The 21,133-nt window shown below is 32.6% G+C and carries 20 protein-coding genes; 12 read left to right on the forward strand and 8 right to left on the reverse strand.

The window, feature by feature from the left end; all coding sequences use genetic code 11:
• The first annotated feature begins 3 nt into the window (after positions 1-3).
• Positions 4-603 (forward strand): tRNA-(ms[2]io[6]A)-hydroxylase, encoded by a 600-nt coding sequence (gene miaE, locus QYS47_RS07505; protein ID WP_308357136.1) that lies wholly within the window; start codon positions 4-6, stop codon positions 601-603.
• Position 604: 1 nt separating this feature from the next.
• On the opposite strand, the gene QYS47_RS07510 is transcribed toward miaE, so the two are convergent.
• Both QYS47_RS07510 and QYS47_RS07515 read right to left on the reverse strand, forming a co-directional pair.
• Positions 605-883: a TIGR03643 family protein gene (locus tag QYS47_RS07510; RefSeq protein WP_302126605.1), complete on the reverse strand. Its 279-nt coding sequence runs from the start codon at positions 881-883 to the stop codon at positions 605-607.
• Between the two features lie 38 nt (positions 884-921).
• A complete protein-coding gene (locus QYS47_RS07515) occupies positions 922-2,154 on the reverse strand; it encodes a nucleoside recognition domain-containing protein (RefSeq protein WP_322348238.1) in 1,233 nt (410 codons plus the stop codon).
• A 147-nt stretch (positions 2,155-2,301) separates the two neighbouring features.
• Here QYS47_RS07515 and QYS47_RS07520 point away from each other — a divergent pair, with 147 nt between their 5' ends.
• From QYS47_RS07520 to QYS47_RS07545, 6 genes are all read left to right on the forward strand, one after another.
• Positions 2,302-3,582 (forward strand): DUF2851 family protein, encoded by a 1,281-nt coding sequence (locus QYS47_RS07520; RefSeq protein WP_302126604.1) that lies wholly within the window; start codon positions 2,302-2,304, stop codon positions 3,580-3,582.
• Between the two features lie 104 nt (positions 3,583-3,686).
• On the forward strand, positions 3,687-4,829 hold the full coding sequence (locus QYS47_RS07525; protein WP_322348239.1) for a hypothetical protein: 1,143 nt from the start codon (positions 3,687-3,689) through the stop codon (positions 4,827-4,829).
• 60 nt (positions 4,830-4,889) lie between these two features.
• Positions 4,890-5,531 (forward strand): acetyltransferase, encoded by a 642-nt coding sequence (locus QYS47_RS07530; protein WP_322348240.1) that lies wholly within the window; start codon positions 4,890-4,892, stop codon positions 5,529-5,531.
• Positions 5,532-5,577: 46 nt separating this feature from the next.
• The gene (gene trhO, locus QYS47_RS07535; RefSeq protein ID WP_308357130.1) at positions 5,578-6,552 is read left to right on the forward strand and encodes an oxygen-dependent tRNA uridine(34) hydroxylase TrhO; all 975 of its coding nucleotides are present in this window, start codon (positions 5,578-5,580) and stop codon (positions 6,550-6,552) included.
• 8 nt (positions 6,553-6,560) lie between these two features.
• The gene (locus tag QYS47_RS07540; protein WP_322348241.1) at positions 6,561-7,424 is read left to right on the forward strand and encodes a nucleoside phosphorylase; all 864 of its coding nucleotides are present in this window, start codon (positions 6,561-6,563) and stop codon (positions 7,422-7,424) included.
• Between the two features lie 106 nt (positions 7,425-7,530).
• Positions 7,531-10,944 (forward strand): two-component regulator propeller domain-containing protein, encoded by a 3,414-nt coding sequence (locus QYS47_RS07545; RefSeq protein ID WP_322348242.1) that lies wholly within the window; start codon positions 7,531-7,533, stop codon positions 10,942-10,944.
• Between the two features lie 14 nt (positions 10,945-10,958).
• On the opposite strand, the gene QYS47_RS07550 is transcribed toward QYS47_RS07545, so the two are convergent.
• Together QYS47_RS07550 and QYS47_RS07555 are read right to left on the reverse strand one after the other, a co-directional pair.
• Positions 10,959-11,984, reverse strand: coding sequence for a hypothetical protein (locus QYS47_RS07550; RefSeq protein WP_322348243.1), 1,026 nt, complete (start codon positions 11,982-11,984; stop codon positions 10,959-10,961).
• A 20-nt stretch (positions 11,985-12,004) separates the two neighbouring features.
• The gene (locus QYS47_RS07555; protein WP_322348244.1) at positions 12,005-13,162 is read right to left on the reverse strand and encodes a THUMP domain-containing class I SAM-dependent RNA methyltransferase; all 1,158 of its coding nucleotides are present in this window, start codon (positions 13,160-13,162) and stop codon (positions 12,005-12,007) included.
• An 86-nt stretch (positions 13,163-13,248) separates the two neighbouring features.
• Between QYS47_RS07555 and QYS47_RS07560 the strand changes: the two genes are divergently transcribed.
• Positions 13,249-13,731 carry a DUF4494 domain-containing protein gene (locus tag QYS47_RS07560; protein ID WP_308357125.1) on the forward strand — a complete coding sequence of 161 codons (483 nt, stop codon included), beginning with the start codon at positions 13,249-13,251 and terminating at the stop codon, positions 13,729-13,731.
• 41 nt (positions 13,732-13,772) lie between these two features.
• Here the strand turns inward: QYS47_RS07560 and QYS47_RS07565 are convergent, their stop codons facing one another.
• Positions 13,773-14,498 (reverse strand): DUF547 domain-containing protein, encoded by a 726-nt coding sequence (locus QYS47_RS07565; RefSeq protein WP_308357124.1) that lies wholly within the window; start codon positions 14,496-14,498, stop codon positions 13,773-13,775.
• 134 nt (positions 14,499-14,632) lie between these two features.
• Here QYS47_RS07565 and QYS47_RS07570 point away from each other — a divergent pair, with 134 nt between their 5' ends.
• The 4 genes from QYS47_RS07570 to QYS47_RS07585 all read left to right on the forward strand — a co-directional run bounded on the left by QYS47_RS07570 (position 14,633) and on the right by QYS47_RS07585 (position 18,401).
• Positions 14,633-15,964 carry an NAD(P)/FAD-dependent oxidoreductase gene (locus QYS47_RS07570; protein ID WP_322348245.1) on the forward strand — a complete coding sequence of 444 codons (1,332 nt, stop codon included), beginning with the start codon at positions 14,633-14,635 and terminating at the stop codon, positions 15,962-15,964.
• Positions 15,965-15,970: 6 nt separating this feature from the next.
• Positions 15,971-17,758 (forward strand): 4Fe-4S binding protein, encoded by a 1,788-nt coding sequence (locus QYS47_RS07575; protein ID WP_322348246.1) that lies wholly within the window; start codon positions 15,971-15,973, stop codon positions 17,756-17,758.
• Between the two features lie 71 nt (positions 17,759-17,829).
• On the forward strand, positions 17,830-18,072 hold the full coding sequence (locus QYS47_RS07580) for a ribbon-helix-helix domain-containing protein (protein WP_322348247.1): 243 nt from the start codon (positions 17,830-17,832) through the stop codon (positions 18,070-18,072).
• On the forward strand, positions 18,069-18,401 hold the full coding sequence (locus QYS47_RS07585; protein ID WP_322348248.1) for a type II toxin-antitoxin system PemK/MazF family toxin: 333 nt from the start codon (positions 18,069-18,071) through the stop codon (positions 18,399-18,401). Before QYS47_RS07580 ends, QYS47_RS07585 begins: the two co-directional genes overlap by 4 nt.
• On the opposite strand, the gene QYS47_RS07590 is transcribed toward QYS47_RS07585, so the two are convergent.
• The 3 genes from QYS47_RS07590 to QYS47_RS07600 form a co-directional block, all read right to left on the reverse strand.
• Positions 18,402-19,388, reverse strand: coding sequence for a formimidoylglutamase (locus QYS47_RS07590; protein WP_322348249.1), 987 nt, complete (start codon positions 19,386-19,388; stop codon positions 18,402-18,404).
• Positions 19,379-20,605 (reverse strand): imidazolonepropionase, encoded by a 1,227-nt coding sequence (gene hutI, locus QYS47_RS07595; protein WP_322348250.1) that lies wholly within the window; start codon positions 20,603-20,605, stop codon positions 19,379-19,381. Before hutI ends, QYS47_RS07590 begins: the two co-directional genes overlap by 10 nt.
• A gap of 100 nt (positions 20,606-20,705) precedes the next feature.
• Complete coding sequence (locus QYS47_RS07600) at positions 20,706-21,059, reverse strand: four helix bundle protein (RefSeq protein WP_322348251.1); 354 nt, start codon at positions 21,057-21,059, stop codon at positions 20,706-20,708.
• Positions 21,060-21,133: the final 74 nt, after the last annotated feature.

Raw genomic sequence — 21,133 nt, forward strand, 5'->3', positions numbered from 1 at the left:
ATAATGGAAAAAGAGAAATTCACATTAGGATTAGAATTACCGACTGACCCAAGATGGGTTAATATAGCTGAGAAAAATATTGAGGATATTTTAGTTGACCATGCCTATTGCGAGCAAAAAGCGGCCACCTCTTGCATCAGTTTAATCACCAACTTTCCAGAAATGGAAGAAATGGTAAAGGTAATGACTCCTGTAGTAGCTGAAGAATGGTCTCATTTTGAAAGAGTATTAGAGCAACTTGATAAAAGAGGTTTTAAATTGGGATTTCAAAGAAAAGACGAGTATGTAAGTGAATTAATGAAATTGGAGGTAAAAGGAGGTAGCAGATCCTTCCAATTGAGTGAAAAGCTTTTAATCAATGCTTTAATTGAAGCCAGAAGCTGTGAGCGATTCAAACAATTGCATCTCCACATTCAGGATGAAGAGCTAAAGAAATTCTATTATGAATTAATGGTTTCTGAAGCGAGTCATTATAAGAACTTTATTAAGCTTGCAGAATTATATCAACCAAAAGAACAGGTAAGAGCAAGATGGGAAGAACTTTTGGAAGCAGAGGCTGAAATCATGAAAAATTTAGAAATAAGAGAAGATAGATTACACTAGCTTACTTATATTTATTTAAACTGATATTTCTTTGACGGGTTGATTTAAACCTTTTTACCTCATCTTTTCTTAAAGCTTCATGTTTTGTTTTGCGACCTTGAACTCTTTTTCTCCACATTCTAAAGCTTGAAGGCTTCATTTCTTTGCGCATTATTTTGATGGTTTGCTTTTCAGAAATACCAAATTGATTGTATATCGCATCAAAAGTGGTTCTGTCTTCCCAACCCATTTCTACTATTCGGTCTATTTCTTCAGGTTTTAGATCCTTAATTTTCCTCATATCCACAAAACAGACTATTAAGCGTAATGTTTTTTAGATTAATAGAAAAACATATAGCTAATCAAAATAGCAGCAATAATTCCTACAGCATCCGCTATTAATCCACAACTTAAGGCGTAGCGTGAATTTCGAATATTAACAGCTCCAAAATAAACAGCTAAAACATAAAAAGTAGTTTCAGTTGAACCTTGCATAACACTCACCAATCGTCCCACGAAAGAATCAGCTCCATGCACTTCCATAGCGTCCACCATCATACCTCTAGCACCACTTCCACTCAATGGCTTCATAAGTGCGGTTGGGATACTCGGAACGAAATCAGTATTCAATCCAACAAAGGCTACAGCGGCTTCTAAACCATCTTTTAATAATGACATTGCTCCAGAAGCTCTAAAAACTCCAATTCCAACTAGTATTGCAATTAAATAAGGAATAATCATAATGGCATAATTGAATCCTTCTTTTGCCCCTTCTACAAATGATTCATAAACATTAACCTTTTTGCGAACTGCCAAAACTATAAATGCTACGATAATTGAAAATAGAATTAGGTTGGCAATATTCGAAGATATCGGCCCAATTTCTGATTGACTTAGACTGCTAAAATACCAGATGATAGCAGCAATAATAGTACTTAAAAGTCCTAAGGAAATGATAATATTTTTGTGAAATAAATTAATTTTTTGAACGATAGAAACTGCAATTAATCCGCTTAATGTTGAGAAAAATGTAGTTAGCAATATAGGTATGAAAACATCAGAAGGGTCTGCTGCTCCCAGTTGCGATCTATAAACCATTATGCTTATGGGAATAATAGTTAATCCGGAAGTATTCAATACCAAAAACATGATCTGGGCATTACTGGCAACTTCTTTGTTAGGATTTAATTCCTGCAAGCTATGCATGGCTTTTAATCCCAAAGGGGTTGCAGCATTATCTAAGCCTAACATATTGGCAGAGATGTTCATTAGCATGGCTCCCATAGCGGGATGATCTTTTGGAACTTCTGGAAATAACTTTGAAAAAAGTGGAGTGGTTATTTTGGCTAAAATATTAACCATTCCTCCTTTTTCACCAATTTTCATTATTCCCAACCACAATGACATCACGCCAGTTAGCCAAAGGGATATTTCAAACCCTAGCTTAGCATTATCGAAAGTAGCCTTTGTAAGAGCAGGAAATATTTCCATATCGCCCAAGAAGAGCCATTGAAACAGAGCAAAAACAAAGGCAATTAGGAAAAAAGCAATCCAGATATAATTTAAAACCATGTGCGCAATTAATCATTAAAATCAAGATTTTGCAATATACAATGGAATAAAGTAGTATAAATATTTGATGATAGTGAAGTATAGGTTTTCCTATTTGCAGTAATTATTCAGTATATTGATGTTTAATTATCAACCAAAACCTAACCTATGAAAGAAGATTTTCTGCATTATGTATGGCGATATCAAAAATTTGATAATAAAAATCTGCTTACCACCCAAAAATTAAGCTTAAAGATTATAAAAACTGGCTTTCCACATACTGACTCAGGGCCAGATTTTAAGCAAGCGAAAATAAGGATTGATGATATTGAGTGGAATGGAGCAGTGGAAATACACATTAAATCATCAGATTGGAATCGTCACGAACATCAACATGACGAATCTTATCAAAACGTTGTTTTACATGTGGTCTGGCAAAATGACTTAGCCATTCATCATCCTGATGGAAGTTTGATTCCTACGCTGGAATTAAAAGACAGAATAGATATAGACTTAATTGAAAAGTATAATCAATTACAAAAATCTAAGGATCATATTCCATGTGCTTCTCAATGGCCAAAGGTGGATTCTATTTTAAAATCTCAAATGTTTGAAAAAGCATTAGTAGAAAGATTGCTTAACAAATCTGAAAAGGCAAAGAGTATGTTTGAGAATGAGGTTCAAGATTGGGAACAAGCTTCATATTTTATGTTACTGTCCGCTTTTGGGTTTAAAGTAAATCAATATCCTTTTGAGCGATTAGCTGAATTATTACCCTATCAAATAATAAAAAAATATAGATCATCTGTTTTTCAATTAGAAGCTTTATTGTTTGGTGCAGCAGGTTTTTTGGAATTTGATTTTAGAGATGAATATCCCAATCAATTAAAAAATGAGTGGCATTTTTTAAGACATAAACATGCTGAAGTATTTCAGAAGGAGTTGAAATTTCTAGAATGGAAATTTTTACGCTTAAGACCAGCAAATTTTCCGACTATCAGAATAGCTCAATTAGCTCAAATATTCCATCTGTTTGACTCTTTATTTGAAGCTTTCGTAATTGAAACAAATGCAAAAACTCTTCTAAAGAGACTAAAAGTGGGGGTTTCGGATTATTGGATGAATCATTACCAATTTGATAAATTAAGTACGTCTAAAAATAAACAATTGGGTGCTAATTCAATAAAGATAGTTGTGATTAATACAATTCCGCCACTTTTAGCATTATATGCAAATAGTATAGTTGAAGAAAAGTATATGGATAAAGCTTTAAGTATTCTCAAAGAGCTAAAGGCAGAGAATAATTATATCACGAAAAAATTCACTGTAATTAATACGGAATTCAATTCAGCATTTGATTCACAAGCAGCAATTCAATTACATAATGAATATTGTCAGCCGAAAAGATGCCTCGATTGTACTATTGGCTTATCTTTGTTGAAGGCATGAGCGCAATTTTTTTTCATCTTTTAGTTATTTCACTCATAATATTCGGTTTCAATCGAAATATTAAACGAATAGAGGATAAGCTCATTTTTAATTCCTTTATAATTTTGAAAATTAGCTGTGGGATTTTAGTAGGCTTATTGTATTGGTCTTACTATGGAGGTAAGGGGGATACCATTTATTTCTTTGAACAAGCTCAGGCCTTATTTCATTATTTTAAAACTGATCGAATATCCTTTTTAGAATGGATAGGATTAAATCCTTTACCACTTACTCATGCTGAGTTTTCAGCTCAATCAGAGCCTAGGACTTTATTTTTTGTCCGAACTCTAAGCTTTTTCTGTGCACTTACTCAGTCTAATTATTTTACAATCAGTATTTATTTTAGTTTCATTACTGCTATAGTAGGTTGGTATTTTGTAAAAACAATAAGTGGCTTGAGTCATGTAAATAAATATGTAGCTGCATTTGCATTCCTTTTTATTCCTTCAGTTACTTTTTGGAGTTCAGGTGTATTGAAGGAAACTATGATGATGATGTTTCTTTTTGTTTTTGGTATTTCAATTGTTAAATGGACTCAAAATTTTAAAAATTGGTATTATGTAATACCTCTTATAATTAGTCTATGGATACTGTGGAAAGTGAAATATTATGTACCTATTACGCTAGTTCCTATTGTATTTATTACCCTTTTATTTAGTCAAAATGCCATTTTCAATAATCATAAATTCTCTTCAAAACTCGTTTTATATTTTGTATCAATAATAGTCTGTGGGATGTCTTTTGCATTTCTTCATCCTGTCTTCAATAGTGGGAGGTTTTTTGAGCTGGTGAGGATTAGTCACGATACTATAGTTGAGAATACTTCAGAAGCTTTGATTGATTTTACATCAAATAATAATGATGCTCTATTCTTTTTGTTTAATCTTCCGAAAGCTTGGATTACTGGGATTTTCGGTCCTTATTTTTGGGAGGCTTTTAGTACTTTTTCATTATTCTGGATTGTTGAAAAAACAATATTTACGACTTTATCAATTTTAGCTTTATTTATTTCCTTTAGAGTTAAATTTACAGAACAGGAAAAGTGGTGGGGAATTGCCATAATTCTATACTGCAGCGCGCTTTCAACAGTAATCACACTTTCAAGTCCCAACTATGGAAGTTTAGTAAGGTACCAGGTGGCTTACATGCCCTTTTTATGGTATTTAGTATTAATGGTTTTGAATAAACATAAACTTAATTTAAAATAAGAATAGCAATATTGCGCAAGGAAAGTAGAAATCTTAACTTTGTATTTCTAAAATTCAAATATGGATAAAAAACCAGTAATAATAATAGGAGCAAAAGGTATCGGACCATCTGCTGCGGAAATTTTTAAAAGCAATAATGTGGAAATTTATTGCTTTTTGGATGATGATAAAAAGATACATGGAACTGAGATTGATTATGTCTCTGTGCTTGGGGAAACGGATGATGATGGCTTCTTAAAATATATTGGTAAAAAATGTGATGCTTTTGTGGCTGAAGATAATATGAAAGCTCGAAAGAAAATTACCAAAATGCTGAATGACAGAAGAAAAACAATGCCAGCTAATGCTATTCATGCACAAGCAATTGTTTCTGATTCAGCTCACTTAGGCTATGGTAATTTTATAAATGCAAGAGCCGTAATTGGAGCATCAGCAAAAGTTCCTAATCATTGTTTAATTCACTCTGGCGCTATAATAGAGTATAATGTAGAGTTAGGTGATTATGTACAAGTAGGAGCAGGTTCCCAAATCAATAGTGGTGTTCAAGTAGGAGAGGAAACCTTTATTGGGTCAGGTGTTACCATTGTATCTGGGGTTAAAATTGGAAAAAAAGCCAATATAGGAGCAGGTTCCGTTGTGATTAGAGATGTGAAAGATGGAGAAACCGTATTTGGAAACCCAGCTCAGACAATTGAAAATTAAGTATTAACAAATATAAAATCACCTTATTTACACTAAGGAGGAAATTATGGAAAATTCAGAAAACAAGTACAAAGTAATTCTTTATTACTGCTATGCAGAAATAGAAAATCCCGATGAATTCAGAGACCAGCATCATATGATGTGTCTTGAATTAGACTTAAGAGGTAGAATTATTGTGTCAAAAGAAGGTTTAAATGGTACAGTTTCAGGTTCTATAGAAAATGTAGATGAATACATGAAGAGAGTGAAAGCAGATCCTCGCTTTGCGGATACTGATTTCAAAGAGGATTTTCATCCTTCCCATACCTTCAAAAAATTAAATGTACGTCACAAACCAGAAATTGTACATTCTAGTCTTTCTCATATTAATCCTAGGAAAAAAACAGGCGCTTATGTAGAGCCTGAAAAATTCAGAGAGATGATTAAGAATGAGGAAGATATTGTTATATTGGATGTTCGTTCAAATTATGAACATGAGCTTGGAAAATTTAAGAATGCTATAACTTTAGATATAGACAACTTTAGAGATTTTCCAGATAAAATAAATGAACTAGAGCAGTACAAGAATAAAAAGATTGTGACTTATTGTACGGGTGGCATTAAGTGTGAAAAGGCTAGTGCATTTTTGTTGGAACAAGGATTTGAAAATGTTCATCAACTGCATGGTGGGATCATTAAATATGGATTAGAAGCAGAAGGAGAGGATTTTGAGGGTAAGTGTTATGTATTCGATAACAGACTTTCTGTTGATGTGAATAAAGTGAACCCAAAGGTTGTTTCAGAATGCTTTGTTTGCGGTACAAAATCTGACCGCATGGTGAACTGTGCTAATCCTACTTGCAATGTTCATGTTCCAATTTGTGAGAAATGTGGTTGGGAAATGGAAGGAGCATGTTCTCCAGAATGTAAAGAACATCCAGAAAAGAGAGAGTATGATGGTACAGGATACTATCAGAAGAAAACCAATGGATATGATCCATATAAAGGGTTTCAAGGTAAATTAGAGAAATCAAAACTATAGAATATAATATGAAATATCCTGAGTCAGAGTTAATCCTAAATAAAGACGGATCGGTTTATCATTTAAGTTTAAGGCCTCAGGATATTTCAGATGTGATCCTTACAGTAGGAGATCCCTCTAGAGTTCATAAAGTCAGTCAGTATTTCGATAAAATCACTTTTGAAATGAATAAAAGGGAGTTTATCACACATACTGGTACTTATAAAGGTAGAAAACTCACAGTCATGTCGACCGGTATGGGTACCGACAATGTTGAGATTTTAATGACAGAATTAGATGCTTTAGCCAATATTAATCTTAAAAAGAGGGAAGATAAAGCTAAACAAAAGTCATTAAAAATTATTAGAATTGGTACTTCCGGTGGTTTACAGCAAGACTTACCGGTTGATTCTTTATTAGCTTCACAATTTGCCATAGGTTTAGATACCTTGATGCAATTTTACCCATTAGAAAGAACAGAAGCTGAAACGAATGTAGAATCAGCGCTTCAATTAGAAGTGGGCCTACCGTTTAGACCTTATTGTGTTGAAGGGTCTTCTTACCTTCTGAAGCATTTTTCTGAAGGTATAAATATAGGGAATACTATTACATGCCCAGGCTTTTACGCCCCTCAGGGCCGACAATTAAGGAGTCCTATCAAGTTCCCTAAAATTGTAGAAAGCTTATCTATGTTCCATTATGGTGATTTATGGTTGACTAATTTTGAAATGGAAACAGCTGGCTATTATGCAATGGGCCGACTTTTAGGACATGAAGTTTTAAGCTGTAATGCTATCATAGCTAATAGAATTAGTCATGAGTTTTCTAAAAACTCTGATAAAACTATAGATTCATTGATCAAATTTGTGTTAGATAAAGCTTCTACTTTGTAAAATCTTAATATTTTTATATTTAGTCTGTAGCTCTTCAGTTATAGTTTATCGAAAATCATTGATTTTAACAGTATTTAATCCTATTTTGAAAAATAAGTTTCAATAAATGAGGGTTTTATATCTGTTAATAGTGCAATTTTTAGCTATCCCTGTAATAGCTCAAACACAGTTGGGAAATACTGATTTTAATCATTTAAATGTGAATGATGGTCTTGCCCAGAATATTGTAGAGGCTATTTATCAGGGTTCAGAGGGATTTCTATGGTTAGGAACTCAAAATGGATTAAACAGATATGATGGTTACAACTTTGTAAGTTATGAATATGTATTAGATGACTCTTCTAGTATCAGTAATAATTATATTAAAGATATTGTAGAAGATAAAAAAGGGAATTTATGGATTGGAACTTATGGAGGCGGGCTTAATAAATTTGATAAAAATTCCATTTTTAAGCATTATATAAATGATCCTAATAATCCCTATTCAATAAGTGATAATGTAGTATATCAAATATATAAGCAATCAGATTCTATTTATTGGTTAGGAACTAAGAATGGATTAAACCGCTTTCATTTACCTTCAGAAAAATTTGAACATAAAGGATCTCCTAAAAGCAAAATACCTCAATTAAATAATCCAGTAGTGTATTGCATTAGTAAAGCTGCCTCCATTAATGAAATATGGGTAGGTACTCGGAATGGTCTTCATAAAATTAATTTAGATACATTCAGTTCTAAGCTCTATTTGAAAGGAGATAATGGATTATTGGATGATGATATTCGTGATTTATTTTTAGATTCCAAAAATACCCTTTGGGTGGCTACAAAACTTGGTGGATTACATTATAAAGAGGCTAATTCTGATCGTTTTGTTAAGATTGATTTAATAAAAGACAGTAATCGAAATGTTTATTCAAGGAAGATTTACGCTGCTGATAATCAAGGTATATGGTTAGGAACTTTCGGAGATGGATTATTCCTTATTGATAATAATCGTAAAGTAAAATACCAATTTAAGGAGAACCAATTTAATCCGAAATCAATATCTAGTAATGACATTGTTGAAATTTTTAAAGATGAATCTTCAAATTATTGGATAGGAACACATGGTGGTGGGGTTTCTTCCTTCAATTTAAATAGTAAGAAATTTGATTTATATCAGGCTGATGCTAAAGATCCCAATAGCCTTTCATCCAATGCAGTAAATTATATTTATGAAGATACTAGAGGAAATATTTATGTAGCAAATGATGCTGGTATTGACTTAGTAATTGAAAAGGAAGACGGATTAGAATTTAAGCAAATTATCAAAAGTGATTCTAAATTTCCTGACGACAGGGCTTGGTTGCTACATGAAGATTCAGATAACATTTTATGGGTTGGGATGTGGAATTATGGATTATCCAGATATGATCGAGATACTGGTAAATTAATTTCATATACGCATGTTGAAGGAGATTCTACTTCTATCCCTACTAATTTTATTGAAACTATATCGGAATCAGATGATGGAAAACTATGGATTGGTTTGTTAGGAGATGGTGGCCTAGCAATTTTTGATAAGGAAACTAAGAAATTCAAAAGCTACCTACATGATTTAAATGATCCAAATTCATTATCTAATAATAGAGTTCATAAAATTTTAATTGATTCAAAAAATAGAATCTGGTTAGGTACAGATTACGGTCTTGATTTGTACAGACCAAAAACTGATGACTTTAAGCATTTTCGATATGATCGAAATAATCCTTATAGCATAAATTATAACGTTATCAGAACCATTTCAGAAGATAGAAATGACAATATTTGGATTGGTACTGGTGGTGGAGGTATTGCCAAATTGATTGAAAATGGAGATAGTATTTATTTTAAAACCTACACAGAAGAAGATGGCTTGGTTGATAATAATATATCAGGAATTACAGAAGATTTAAATGGTAATTTATGGATTACTACTTATAGTGGGATATCTCTTTTTGATACTAAATCAGAAAGCTTTGTTAATTATACAAGTTCTGATGGTTTGCAAGGAGAAGAGTTTGTAAGAAGCTCTATAACAACCTTAGAGGATGGGAGAATATTTGCAGGGGGGTTCAATGGTCTTAACGTTTTTAAACCTGATGAAATTAAAAGAAGTAATTATTCTCCTGAAATTAATGTAATATCTATAGGAATAATAAGTGAGGAAGGCGAGAGAACGATAAATGATTTTAATACTGATACGGTTTTCCTTAAATATAGTGATTACATATTGTCCTTCGAAGTAGCTTCTACCGATTTAAGTAATCAGGGAGATAAGAAATACGCTTATAAATTAGAAGGATTCAATAAGGACTGGATCATGAATAATGAAAGAAGACATTTCTCGTTTACAAATTTGCCTCCAGGAGAATATAATTTGAAAATTAAGGGCAGTAATGGGGATGGGATTTGGTCTTCTAATATTAAAGAACTTTACATTAAGGTAGATCCTCCCTTTTGGGCTACCAACTGGTTCCGTATTGTAGCTATAGTTGGTTTAGGGTTTCTAATATTTATCTACATTCAATTAAGAGTTAAATACCTTAAAGCTGCACAGATTAGGCTACAATCAAAAGTTGAAGAAAGAACTTCAGAGTTGGAATTGGCTAATAGGAAATTATTAGAAAACCAAAACCTAGTAATCAAACAGAAGGAAGAAATTACGAAGCAAAATGAGGAAATTGCTAGTAAAAATGCTATTATTCAAAAGCAAAACGATGAGCTTAAACTAAATAATATTCAGCTCGAGGAAGTAGTAAGTGAAAGAACACATGAATTAAGAGAAGCAAATGATGATTTGAAAATTGCCAAACATGAATTTGATACCTTTTTCTATAGAGCAGCTCATGATTTAAAAGGTCCCGTTTCAACTATATTAGGTTTATGCTATTTAGCATTAAAGGAAGAGGATAAAGTAATAGCCCATTCTTATTTTGAAAAGATAAATATAACGGCAGAAAGAATGAATAATATTCTTTTCAATCTTCAAAAAATCAATAAGCTTAAGCAAGAGGGATTAAAAATAAAAAATCATAATCTTCGTCAGTTAATAATTAGTGCTGCGAAAGAAAATTTACCTGATAATGAGGACTGGCAACAATTCATTGATATTGAATTGAAAGCTCAAGATGAAGATATCTTAACAGATATGATGCATTTGAAGATTGTATTTTCTAATTTGATTGATAATTCAATTAAATTTTCAAAACGAGGAGAAAAACCAAATGTATTAATTCAATTTGAGAAAGATGAAAAGAATCATTCTTATCAAATCATTTTTGAAGATTTTGGACTGGGTATTAATCCTGATATTAGAGACCGCATATTTAATATGTTTTTTGTCGCTACAGAATATAAAAGAGGATTAGGGCTTGGTTTATACAGTGTTCGCTTAGCAGTATCCAAATTAGGAGGAAGCATACAGCTTGATAAAAATAAATCTGCATGCTTTAGAATTGATATTCCTATGCCGGAAATTCCTAAAGAAAAAATAAGCTAAAGGAGAAATTATATTTAAGATTCCTTATCCCATATTTTTTCAGCTTTCTTTCCTATAAACCAAAAGGAAATAGCTATAATTCCGAAAAATAATGCTTTATGGAGTTCATCCCAGAAATACTCAAAATAACGTGTGTAGAGATTGAGAAAGATAAAGGAAACTCCAATGTTTTTTAATGTGGAGTCTTCCTTTTTAATACCAATTAGGATAGCCGCAAAACTTGCTAGAAGAAGGATTAAGCTATACCACCATAAGTAATATTGTCTTATTTCTAACCATTTATCATAACTATCATAATTTCCGAATATGGTTAAAAACCATAATGAAATGAAGAATACTAATAATGCACTCCAATAAGTGGGTTCAATAAAATTTTTCAACCTGTTAGATCTTTTAATTAAAGGACTTACTGCTAATAAAATTAATCCTAGAATTGTAAATCGCATGGGGAAATTCATCCCTATAAATCGGTATTCAGTTTTGCCTAGATCATGAGTAATAGCACCATAGGCTATCAAAAAGGAAATAATTCCAAAAATCCACAATAACTCCTGTTTTCTGAATGAAGCGATTATAAAATACAAGATTGAAAGTAAGAGAATTATAATACCTGGATTTTCTTCTAAATTAAATACATAGGAAGTTAAGCCAGCAGCTATTGCTAAAAATATAGCACCAAAAAAGGAAAAGATGTACCGGCTATATTTTTTGTTTTTAACCTTGTCATTGAACTTTGTATCAAGCCAAAAGAATACAATACTTATTAGGAAGAAACTGATTGACTTGGTTGAATAAGAAGTTTCAATTAAAGAATCAATTAGTTGTAATAAAGCGTTGTCAGCAAAAATGCTTATTACGGCTATTAATAGGCTAACAATTGCAAAGAGAAAAGAATAATAAGCTAGAGATTGCCAATTAAATGACTTTTTATCAAGGCTTTGCTTTAGCTCCTTTTCTTTTTCTTCTGATATTTTCCCTTCAGTTTTCCAGTAATTTAATACCTTATCAACTGTTTCAATGTCTTTTTTATTCAGCTTCATGAATTTCGAAAGATACTAGATTATTTAGAACTTTTATCTTTTTTAGTTCCAGCATATAATTCATATTCTAGCAATCTACATTCTATTTTTGCATTCATAAAAGGGATTCTTCTTTTGGTTCGAAGCCCTATTTTCTTGGCTAAATTTAGGTTTCCAGTAAATATATAGCCTGTTTTTCCTTTACAATCTCTTTTAAAGAAATCACCTATCTGGCTATAAACCTTGGCTAATTCAGCCTCATCACCTAATCTTTCCCCATATTCTGGATTCAGAAAAACCACACCATTATTTTCTGGAATGGTGCTGTCCCTAAAATCTTTCTTTTCAAATTGAATATATTCAGCTACTCCAGCTTCTTCAGCGTTTTGTTTTGCTGCTTGAATGGCTATTCGACTATAGTCCCCTGCAATTATTTCAGATTTTACTGGGATTTCATTCTCTATGGCTTTCTGCTTCATATTATCCCATTCATTTAGGTCAAAATCTTTTAAATAATGGAAGCCGAATTTTTCTCGGTTAAGTCCTGGAGCTTTTTTTGCGGCTATACAAGCAGCCTCAATTGCTAGTGTACCAGATCCACACATAGGATTTACAAATGATTGTTCAGGACTCCAGCTTGACGCTAAAATAGTGGCTGCAGCTAATGATTCCATCATTGGGGCTTTTCCAGGAATTTTTCGGTATCCATGTTTTGCTATGGTTTCACCTGAAGTATCTAAGTAAACAGAAACCTGATCTTCTTGCCAGTGCAAGAATACTACCATCTGATTTCTTAATGGACCAGAATCTGGTCTTTTCCCTGTTTTATCTTTCAAACGATCTACAATGGCATCTTTTACCCTAACATTCGCAAATTGTGTATTTAATATTTTCTCATTGTTAACGTATGAGGTAATACATAAGTAACCCTCTTCATTTAAATAGTCTTCCCATTTCACTTGATAAAGCTGTTGGTATAATTTATCAGGATTATTGGCCTTAAATGATTTGATCAGAAATAAAACTTTATTTGCCGTTCTTAAATGAAGATTAAGATACATACAATCGTTTTTTGTGCCTTCTAATGCAACATCCAACGGACCTTCATGAGATATTTTGTAACCATGAGATTCTATTTCTTTCCTAAGGATAGGAGCTATATATGGGGGGCAGGGGAGTACAATTTTACTTTTTTCCATTAGGCAAAGTTAAAACAAATTCATGACCCATTTCCATTCGATTTTGAATTCCTTTATATTCGCAATCCAATTTGAATAATAAGATTATGAAGCAGTGGTTTTTGTGTAAGGTGAAATACCAAAAAGAAGATGAAAATGGTAGGTTGAAGTCAGTAACTGAGCCTTATTTGGTGGATGCGGTTTCTTTTACAGAGGCTGAAACTCGTATTTACGAAGAGATGGGCGAGAGAGTAAGAGGCGAATTCATGATTACGGGTATTAGCAAAAGTAAAATAGTAGATGTTTTTCACTATGAAGATGCTGACATCTGGCATAAATGTAAAGTGGTATATTATGTTGCAGAAGAAAGTGGAAAGGAAAAGAAAATTACCAATCAAATGATTGTGACTGCTAAGAATGTGAAAGAGGCTTACGATAGAATTTATTTAAGCTTAAATAATATGCTAGTTTCTTTTCAGGTTCCTGAAGTAATTGAAAGCCCTATTATAGAAGTATTTAATTATAGTGGTGATATTTCTCCTGAATCATCTGAGCTGGAGGAAGAATTATCTCCTGAAGAAAATGAATAAAAAAATTCCCCAAGGACTATATTTCCTTGGGGGAAACCATTTTATTGAATATTTAAGCCCCAATCATATTCATAAAATGAATAATCATAGTTAGATGGTATTTTCTGATTTCTATATTTATTGATGTAAGCCATTACATTTTCAGCCTTCATTTTAAAATCTCTGTCATACCATTTGAAAATCATGGATATCTCAACCTTATTTTCTTGATTATTAACTTTTATAAAATCAGGATTATTGATGGAGTTTCTGGTTCTTTCATTTAATTGGGCATCTAAATTATCAGCTGTAAATGCAAAATCTGCTAGTTCAGGACAACCAATTGCTGCACATGAAAAGGCAAAATGAACTCTAGGATCTCCATAAGGAATAATCACTTTACCTTTTTCAATTTGATCCAGTGTCAGCATTTCTCCTCCAACATTATGCTTCACCTTATCAAAAAAGCCGTTTTTATCTAATGCAGATTTAAGCGGGTAATATTCTGTAATTTGTCTGATTACTATAATGTTATAAGCATTTATGTATAATGCTTTGATTTCATTATCAGATAATGTATTTATATTAATAGTAGCTAATGATTTGTATAGTTGATCAACTTCATCAAAGTTATTTTTCAAATTTTTGTAATCGACTTTACCGTCCATTACATATTTTTTAAGAAATTGATTTGCTTGCTGATTGAAATCTCTAAGCTCTTGTCTGTAAGCCATTAAGCTAATACTCGAAAAAATGATGGCGAAAAAGGTTAAATTTATTTTTTTCATAATTAATTAGTTTTTCATCAACAACGAGAACATTTTAAGTTTGGATTGCTTTTTATTGTCTTCGAAATGACAATTGATTAGTTTTAATAAGCTTAAAATTGAAAATCGTCTAACAGAGCCCTAGAAAATAGCTTATGCGTAATATTGTAATAATTGGAAATGGTATTTCGGGTATCACAGCCGCAAGGCATATTAGAAAAAAAAGTGATGATGCTATTACCATCATTTCCGCAGAGACCGATCATTTTTTCTCTAGAACAGCTTTGATGTATATTTTTATGGGGCACATGAAGTATGAGCATACAAAGCCTTATGAAGACTCCTTCTGGAAGAAAAATAAGCTCGATTTATTAAAGGATAAAGTTGAATCCATTGATTTCAAAACTAAGGAACTATACCTAAAGCAGTCTGATAATATAAAATATGATGTTTTGATTTTAGCCTTAGGTTCTAAGCCTAATAAATTTGGATGGCCCGGGCAAGATTTAGATGCGGTTCAAGGGTTATATTCTTATCAAGATTTAGAATCAATGGAAAAGTGGTCTGAGTCAACTCAAAAAGCAGCAATTGTAGGTGGTGGCCTTATCGGTATAGAAATGGGGGAGATGCTCCATGCACGTGATATAGAAGTAACATTTATAGTTAGAGAATCTAGTTTTTGGAATAATGTTTTACCTCCTGAGGAATCGGATATGATAAATCGCCATATTCAAAAACATGGATTTAAGTTACTTTTAGAGTCTGAAATTTCTGAAATACTAGATGATGGCAATGGACGTGCAACTGCGGTTAAGCTTCAAAATGGAGAAGAGATTGAGGCTCAATTTGTTGGGTTAACGGTTGGTGTTTCTCCAAATGTTGATTTCTTAAGAAAATCTGATTTAAAGGTAGAAAAAGGAATTATTGTAAACGAATTCTTTGAAACCAATCAAGATCAAGTTTATGCCATAGGTGATTGTGCCCAGTTTGAAAATGCCCCTGCAGAAGATAGAAGGCCAATTGAACAAGTATGGTATACAGGACGTATGCATGGTGAAACTGTGGCTAGGACTATCACAGGAACTAAAACTTCCTACAAACCAGGGGTGTGGTTTAATTCAGCTAAATTCCTAGATATTGAATATCAAACCTATGGACAAGTGCCAAATTTTCCTGATGATGAAAATGAAGTGCATTTTTATTGGGAGCATCCTAATGGAGAAAAATCTATTCGCTTAGTTTTTAATAAAGATAATAAATTCCTAAAAGGAGTGAATGTGATGGGGATTCGTTTTCGCCATGAAATATGCGATAAGATGATCAAAGAAAAGTGGGAGATGAAAAAAGTGTTTCAAAATTTAAAGTCAGCCAATTTTGATCCCGAATTTTTCAAGACCTATGAAAATGAATTGATTGAAATGTACAATAACAGATATCCTGAAGAGGCTGTGAAAGTAAAAAGAAATAAAATATTAGGATTATTTTAATATATCATGAAGAGCTTGAAAATTATACATAAAGTAGGTTTAATAGTATTTACAATTGGTTTTTTTACTTTCTTAAGTTTATTCTTCTTAAGTAAATTCCAGCTTGATCAGTCATTATTAAAGCAAGAGTTAGGAGAATCAAACTATGAAATTGTCGAAAGCTTTAATTTAGATATTTATCAAAACGAATATCAAAGTCAATTTTCATTTGTAAATGATGTGAAATCAATATTTGATATTCTTAACCAAAAAATTCAATCAGATTATCAGATCAATAAATCTCTGGCTGAGGAGATTGTAAACCGCAATGAAGGAAATACATTTGATGAATCAACCATAGCATCATCTTTTGAGAAAAATGATAGTGAAGTTACCCAATGGCAGTTAAAGCAATTTCAGGATTATACTTCATGGATGAGTGGAAGAGAATTTGATTCAAAAACTGAAATGAAATCTCAATTGGAGAAAGTAATTAGTGATGTAAATAATTCTATTATTTCTCAGAAAGGATTCAGTGATAATAATGTTAAAAATACAGTTTTCAGTATTGTAAAGCAGTCTCATTCAGCTATTATAGCTCAAAACCCATTATTATGGCTGCTATTATCTATTGGAATTCCAATTTTAGGAGCTTTATTGTATTTGCTACCTCGGTTAAGGACAGAATCAGCAGGCATTAAAAATGATGGTATTTTTCACAGCTCTTTAAAAAATAGAGGGTGGATTGGTATTTTATTGGGGAGCTTCCTTATTGGCTTCTACATATTTCTTTATTGGTTTCCTGAATATATGACCAGCTGGATTATCATAGTAGATCCTGTAAGTGAATTGTTAAGCGGGAATCCTGCAAGTCAATGGTTTATGTATGGTTTCTTATATACCCTAGCCATATTGGTAATGGGTATTAGGATGATATTAAAATACAGACATAGCCCGTATCAAATGGTTAGAACAGTTTCTGTCATGTTCTTTCAATTAGCATTTGCTTTCGTAATACCTGAAATTTTGGTTCGCTTGAATCAACCCTATATGGATTTAAAAAATATGTGGCCATTAGATTATGATTTTTTCTTTGATTATCAATTGAATGAGAAAATAGAGGCAGGTACTATCGGTATTTTTATGCTAGGTTGGGGAATTGCCTTGTTTGTTATTGGCGTACCTGTATTTACTTATTTGTATGGGAAAAGATGGTATTGTAGCTGGGTTTGTGGCTGTGGTGGACTTGCTGAGACTTTGGGAGATCCTTATAGACAATTATCAGATAAATCTTTAGGGGCTTGGAAAATTGAGCGTTGGATGGTTCACAGTGTCTTGGTTTTTGCTGTATTGATGACTGCAGCAGTGCTTTACACGTATTTTTCGGGTAACTCAAATGTGCTAGGAATTAGCAGTTATCAAATAAGAGCTGTTTATGGCTTTGGGGTTGGTTCAGTATTTTCTGGTGTTATCGGGACGGGATTTTATCCTTTGATGGGGAATCGAGTTTGGTGCCGCTTTGGATGTCCTTTAGCAGCTTATTTAGGAATAGTACAGCGTTTTAAATCTCGATTTAGAATTACAACAAATGGAGGGCAATGTATATCATGTGGGAATTGCTCAACCTATTGTGAAATGGGAATTGATGTTAGATGGTATGCACAGAGAGGTCAAAATGTTGTGCGTGCGAGTTGTGTAGGATGTGGTGTATGCTCATCAGTTTGCCCAAGAGGAGTGTTAAATCTTGAAAATAGAGATGAAGACGGAAGATTTAACCAACCGTCACTAATCGGTAATGATAGTTTTGATAAGTGATGATAGACATCACCGAACTTTATGAATAGTATTTTTATTTTATATTTGTATAACACAAATATGATTCATACATGAATATTACAACTACCCTTCCCAAAGATGTTATAGATTTATTAGCTAAGAAAGCTAAAGAACTTAATTTGCCCAAGAATAAGATTATTGAAAGAGCCTTAAAAGTTTATTTGGAGAATATTGAAAAGGCAGAATATGCAAAATCATACAAACAAGCATCTACAGATACAGATCTATTGCAGATCGCAGAGGAAGGTATGACTGATTATTGGAAGCAACTCAATGATTCTGAAAAAGCATGAGACAGGCGGAAATTTGGAATGTTGATTTAAATCCAGTTAGGGGCAGTGAACAGGCTGGATTTAGACCAGTAGTAATTGTCAGCGGTAATTTAGCTAATCAATATTTAAATACGGTGATTGTTTGTCCATTTACTACTAAGGTAAAAGAGTATAAAGGGAATCCTATTTTGAAACCAGATGCGAAAAATAGATTAAAGGAAAAATCCGAGATATTAGTTTTTCATATTAGGTCTGTGTCAAAAGAAAGATTTATAAATAAGATCGGTGAAGTTTCTGCAGATTGTATACAAGAAATCAAGAAAACGTTGGGAGATATTTTAAAATATTAATTACTCCATCAAGCCTTTTATGAAATCAGTCACTAAATAAGAGAGTAATTTACCGGTTTGAGGGTCTTCTAGTCCGTTGTCTAATTTTGCTGCTGCTTCACAGATATGGAAGTAACTTGGCTTTAATTGGTAAGCAGTATTGTATGCATATTTACGTGCTTCCAATGCACTAAAACCAGTTGGTGTCATGGCCGAACTTAAAACATTTTCAACACTATCCATATCAAGTTCAATACCCGCTATTCCTTTTGTGTTTTCTATAAAATGATGTAAAGCTTTATCGAAACTTATTTTATTTCTAAGATAAATATCTTCATAGAAATACCATTGAATATCTTTTTGCTTGCTCATTTCTTCAAGCATTGTCTGACTATTATAATTTTCATGCAGACCTAATATATGATAAGGTCCAAGGAATCCCTCATGCCTAGCACTGCTGAAAGGATTACCACTGTGTCTTCCTTCCAATTTCCTGAAATCAGCATGTGCATCCATATTAATGACAGAAACTGGAGCATTTTTAGCTTGGCTTACGCCTTTAATTATTGGATACGCATTGGCATGACTTCCGCCAATAATTATCACTCTTTTTCCGGCTAGACTGATTTTTTCAATTAGCGGACTTATGGAATCATCTATCAAACTAACTTTTTCTCTATAGTCTTCTGTTGACTCACATTCTTGAAAGATTTCCTGAAATTGGAAGCTTCCTAAAATATGAATATGCTCTCCTGCTAGTCTGACAGTATTTTGAACATTGACAAAAGCATCTAAAAAGGCATTCCAAGCAGTGTGTGTCCCTGATTTTCCTAAATTACCTTTTACACCTATTGATTCTTCTATTCCTATAATTACGTATCTTGCAGTACTATTTTCAAAGTCTGAACCATAGCTAATTTTTTCTCCAATCTTAATTTCACCCTCTCTTTTATGGGTTAATGTAAAGAGTGTTTCCTTATCTAGGTATTTAAAATTTGCTATATCCATGAGCCGTTAATCATTACTTTGTCAATACTTTGAGAACCAAAAGCATAAGGTAAATAAGCTAATGAGGGAATTTCTTTAGTGAGAACTAGATTAGCTCTTTTTCCACGGGTAATTGATCCTACTTCTTTTTCTGATTCCATAGCAAATGCTCCATTGAGGGTTGCGGCATTAATTGCTTCTTCTGGAGTCATTTTCATTTGAATACATGATAATGCAATCAATAAAGGGATGTTTCCACTAGGAGAGGAGCCAGGGTTATAATCTGTCGCTAATGCAACAGCAGCACCTGCATTAATTAATTCTCTTGCAGGAGGATATTGCATTCTTAAGAAAAATGCGGCAGATGGAAGTAGGGTTGAAATAATATCATGAGACCCTAGTAGCTCAATTTCTTCTTTACCTAATGTTTCCAAGTGATCGACTGAAAGCGCATTAGTTTTTATCCCTAATTGAACACCACCGCTATTATTTAGCTGGTTAGCATGAATTTTTCCTTTTAAACCATATTTTGCACCTGCATTTAATACCTTTTCGCTCATTTCCTGATCGAAGAATCCTGTTTCGCAGAAAACATCTATATAGTCCGCTAGATTTTCTTCTGCTACAGCTGGGAGCATTTCTTCAGTAACGATTTTAAGATATGCTTCTTTATTCTCTTTGTACTCAACTGGGAAGGCATGTGCCCCTAAAAAGGTAGATTTAATAGGTATATCAACACTTTCTTTTATCCTTTTTACTACTCGGAGCATTTTCAATTCAGCCTCTACCGTTAAGCCATACCCACTTTTGATTTCTAAAGCACCTGTTCCTAAATGCATTACTTCTATGACTCTTTTCATGGCTTGCTCGTATAATTCATCTTCAGAAGTCTTAGCTAATTTCTTAGCTGAATTTAAAATTCCACCCCCTTTCGCGGCAATTTCAGCATAACTAAGGCCTTTAATTTTATCAACAAACTCTGACTCTCTACTTCCTGCAAAAACTATATGAGTATGAGAGTCGCAGAATGCTGGTAAAATAGATTGACCTTTTACATCATATATTTCATCATTGGAGTCAACAGTTAAAGAATCCATATCCCCATAAGCTGAGATTTTGCCATCTTTTATTTTAAGATAAGCATTTTCAATAGAAGGAAGAGTACTTAGCTCATTACCTCTTAATAACTTATTTTCTTCTCTAATTCCAAAAAGTGACTTTATGTTGGTTAGGATCATGATTAAAAAGTGGTTTGCAGGGTGAAGGGTGATGGATGTTTGAAGAATTTTAGTCTTTGATTTTTAAACATTCTCATTACCCTGAGTTGATTAATGTGTATTATTTGATTTTTGAACGATAACTTATCATCATATTCATTAAAAGGTAAGCTTGATCATAGTTATTTTTAAAGCATTTAATGTCAATGTATTGTCTTTTTTCTGCTTTATATAGGCAAGTCACAACCTCTGCTAATGACCTGATTGAGTATCCTAAAAATTTTTTGTTTTCAGGTAAAGATTGAAGTATTGAACCTTCTGCAATATTTAACGCAATTGAATCAACGGCTCTTCTGATTTGCGATGTTAAATTATAATTTTCAGTTTTAGGGAACGCTTCAGAAATTTTATAAATTTCCTCAGCAAAATCCATTGACATTTGCCAGATTCTAAGCTTTTCAAATTTAAAACTCATAATTGTAAGCTTGGTTGATTCATTCAATCTAAATAAATCTACTCAAGCTTACAAATGTATTATCCAACATCCAT

Origin of the sequence: Marivirga arenosa, from assembly GCF_030503875.2 — a bacterium.
Lineage (GTDB): Bacteria > Bacteroidota > Bacteroidia > Cytophagales > Cyclobacteriaceae > Marivirga > Marivirga arenosa.

What these genes read in the sequence shown, in the direction of transcription:
- miaE (WP_308357136.1), top strand. Translation starts at nt 4, where the DNA reads ATGGAAAAAGAGAAATTCACATTAGGATTAGAATTACCGACTGACCCA.
- QYS47_RS07510 (WP_302126605.1), bottom strand. Translation starts at nt 883, where the DNA reads ATGAGGAAAATTAAGGATCTAAAACCTGAAGAAATAGACCGAATAGTA.
- QYS47_RS07515 (WP_322348238.1), bottom strand. Translation starts at nt 2,154, where the DNA reads ATGGTTTTAAATTATATCTGGATTGCTTTTTTCCTAATTGCCTTTGTT.
- QYS47_RS07520 (WP_302126604.1), top strand. Translation starts at nt 2,302, where the DNA reads ATGAAAGAAGATTTTCTGCATTATGTATGGCGATATCAAAAATTTGAT.
- QYS47_RS07530 (WP_322348240.1), top strand. Translation starts at nt 4,890, where the DNA reads ATGGATAAAAAACCAGTAATAATAATAGGAGCAAAAGGTATCGGACCA.
- trhO (WP_308357130.1), top strand. Translation starts at nt 5,578, where the DNA reads ATGGAAAATTCAGAAAACAAGTACAAAGTAATTCTTTATTACTGCTAT.
- QYS47_RS07540 (WP_322348241.1), top strand. Translation starts at nt 6,561, where the DNA reads ATGAAATATCCTGAGTCAGAGTTAATCCTAAATAAAGACGGATCGGTT.
- QYS47_RS07545 (WP_322348242.1), top strand. Translation starts at nt 7,531, where the DNA reads ATGAGGGTTTTATATCTGTTAATAGTGCAATTTTTAGCTATCCCTGTA.
- QYS47_RS07550 (WP_322348243.1), bottom strand. Translation starts at nt 11,984, where the DNA reads ATGAAGCTGAATAAAAAAGACATTGAAACAGTTGATAAGGTATTAAAT.
- QYS47_RS07555 (WP_322348244.1), bottom strand. Translation starts at nt 13,162, where the DNA reads ATGGAAAAAAGTAAAATTGTACTCCCCTGCCCCCCATATATAGCTCCT.
- QYS47_RS07560 (WP_308357125.1), top strand. Translation starts at nt 13,249, where the DNA reads ATGAAGCAGTGGTTTTTGTGTAAGGTGAAATACCAAAAAGAAGATGAA.
- QYS47_RS07565 (WP_308357124.1), bottom strand. Translation starts at nt 14,498, where the DNA reads ATGAAAAAAATAAATTTAACCTTTTTCGCCATCATTTTTTCGAGTATT.
- QYS47_RS07570 (WP_322348245.1), top strand. Translation starts at nt 14,633, where the DNA reads ATGCGTAATATTGTAATAATTGGAAATGGTATTTCGGGTATCACAGCC.
- QYS47_RS07575 (WP_322348246.1), top strand. Translation starts at nt 15,971, where the DNA reads ATGAAGAGCTTGAAAATTATACATAAAGTAGGTTTAATAGTATTTACA.
- QYS47_RS07580 (WP_322348247.1), top strand. Translation starts at nt 17,830, where the DNA reads ATGAATATTACAACTACCCTTCCCAAAGATGTTATAGATTTATTAGCT.
- QYS47_RS07585 (WP_322348248.1), top strand. Translation starts at nt 18,069, where the DNA reads ATGAGACAGGCGGAAATTTGGAATGTTGATTTAAATCCAGTTAGGGGC.
- QYS47_RS07590 (WP_322348249.1), bottom strand. Translation starts at nt 19,388, where the DNA reads ATGGATATAGCAAATTTTAAATACCTAGATAAGGAAACACTCTTTACA.
- hutI (WP_322348250.1), bottom strand. Translation starts at nt 20,605, where the DNA reads ATGATCCTAACCAACATAAAGTCACTTTTTGGAATTAGAGAAGAAAAT.
- QYS47_RS07600 (WP_322348251.1), bottom strand. Translation starts at nt 21,059, where the DNA reads ATGAGTTTTAAATTTGAAAAGCTTAGAATCTGGCAAATGTCAATGGAT.